2 protein-coding genes are annotated in these 1597 nt (G+C 54.8%); both read left to right on the top strand.

Annotated elements, in window-relative coordinates; genetic code table 11:
• On the top strand, positions 1–453 hold a 453-nt coding region (locus NW855_RS09965; RefSeq protein WP_414508720.1), incomplete at its 5' end, for an IS607 family transposase.
• On the top strand, positions 341–1588 hold the full coding sequence (locus NW855_RS09960; protein ID WP_414508721.1) for an RNA-guided endonuclease InsQ/TnpB family protein: 1248 nt from the start codon (positions 341–343) through the stop codon (positions 1586–1588). The genes NW855_RS09965 and NW855_RS09960, both read left to right, overlap by 113 nt.
• Positions 1589–1597 lie beyond the last annotated feature (9 nt).

Raw genomic sequence — 1597 nt, 5'->3', positions numbered from 1 at the left:
TACATCAGAACGCCAAAGAAAGCCAAACGAGTCGTTTTGTACGCCCGAGTCAGCAGTCGAGGGCAAAAGTCAGACTTGGAGAGACAGATTGCAAGACTGGTTAACCTCTATCCTGGAGCCGAAGTGGTCGGAGAGGTTGGCGGCGGTCTCGACTTCAAAAGACCAAAGTTCCTTGCCTTATTGGAACGAGTCCGTGCAGGAGATATCGGAACGATTGTGGTCGCTCACCGGGATCGACTCTGCCGGTTTGGATTTGAGTTCGTTGAGTGGTACTGCCGTCAATACGGGTGCGAAATCTTGGTTCTCGATGACGATCACCTTTCTCCCCAGCAGGAACTGGTTGAGGATATCCTCACCATCCTGCACTGCTTCAGCAGTCGGCTCTACGGACTCAGAAAATACCGGGCTGCAATCGAGAAAGATACGGATTTATCCGGAGCCAGCGCTGGCTAAAGTTTGGAAGCGGTGGCAAGCGGCGTGCCGGTACTGCTACAACCAAGCGATTGCCTATCAGCGTCAGCATGGTGCCCCAAAAACGGCCAGAAAGCTGCGGGACATCATCCTGCGCTCCGACCTACCCGAGTGGGTGAAGGACGTCCCTTGCCACATCAAGCAGAACGCGGTCGTCGAGGCGTGGTTAGCGTTTCGCCGAAGCAAAGACGCGAGGTTTCGCAGTGTGCGGGACAGGTCGCATACGCTGCAATTCAACGCCGGCAACTTTCGCAATGGGACGTGGTATCCGAAACTCACCCGAGGTTTGGCGTTCCGCGCATCCGAGGAGATGCCCAGAGAATGGGCACGTGGAACTGAGCTAATGCGGGTGAAAGACAGATGGTATGCCATCTTTCCTGAGCCCGTGAACGAGCAGTGTTCGTTAGCAAAGGGGGTGATCGCACTTGATCCTGGAGTAAGAAGCTTCCTTACAGGGTTTGATGGGGCGGGCTTTGTAGATATCGCCAAGGGAGACTTTGGCAGGATCGTTCGGCTGTGCTACCACCTAGACGGTCTGCAATCTAGGCTGAGTAAAGCACCGAGACCCAAGCGTAGGCGAATGCGGCAAGCGGCGTTTCGTCTGCGGGAGAGAATCAGGAACTTGGTGGACGAGTGCCATCGCAAGGTAGCGGCGTTCCTAACGGATAACTACCGATTGATATTCCTCCCCACTTTCGAGTCAGCCAAGATGGTTGCCAAGGCAGGGAGGAAGTTTGGTAGCAAGACAGCAAGGGCGATGCTCACCTGGGCGCACTACCGGTTCAAGCAGCTCCTGAAGTTTCAAGCCAAGAAGAAAAACGTGGTTGTCGTGGAAGTATCGGAAGCGTACACCAGCAAAACCTGTACCAAGTGCGGGCACATCCACACCAAGTTGGGTGGCGCAAAGGTGTTTAGATGCCCAAAGTGCAACCATAGGCTACCACGAGATTGGCAAGGCGCTCTGGGTGTCATGCTCAGGGCTTTGCGGGATACCGCCTTTCTGTTTGGACTCCGTCCGAGTAGCGCGGTCGCGTCAGCATCGCGTAGTGACAACGGAAACGGACAGAATGCTATCGCTTCACCGCTGAGCAGTAATGCTCAGCAGTGTTCAGCGTAAATGTATCAG

The organism is Synechococcus sp. RC10B2, from assembly GCF_047502635.1.
The sequence above is the reverse complement of the archived record's forward strand: the minus strand, read 5'-3'. Positions and strand labels throughout refer to the sequence as shown.